The 288-nt window shown below is 66.0% G+C and carries 1 protein-coding gene; it reads right to left on the reverse strand.

The window, feature by feature from the left end; genetic code table 11:
- Positions 1-20 precede the first annotated feature (20 nt).
- Positions 21-288, reverse strand: a 268-nt coding sequence (locus tag GV790_RS29925) for an SOS response-associated peptidase family protein (protein ID WP_163818167.1), incomplete at its 5' end; no start/stop codon positions are given.

Below are 288 nucleotides of genomic sequence, written 5' to 3' on the forward strand. Positions count from 1 at the left end.
GCTGCCTCCCGGGCAGCGGGTTACAGCAGACTGATCTGTTCGGACTGTTCCTCTGCCGTCGCCAATAGTTCAGGCCCGTTGTTGCGCACGCTGTTGACCAGCGACGACACCGGCCGCGCGGTGATTGCGGCGACCAGTTCCGGCGTAGGCGGTTCCAGTAGTTCGGCCGGAGCCGGATGATCCGGGTCCAGCCAGGCGTCCCAGTGCTCGCTCGGCATGGGCAACGGCATCCGATCATGGATGCGGGTGAGGTCGCCGATGGCGTCGGTGGTCAGGATGGTGCACGAC

Origin of the sequence: Nocardia cyriacigeorgica (assembly GCF_010858045.1) — a bacterium.
Lineage (GTDB): Bacteria > Actinomycetota > Actinomycetes > Mycobacteriales > Mycobacteriaceae > Nocardia > Nocardia cyriacigeorgica_E.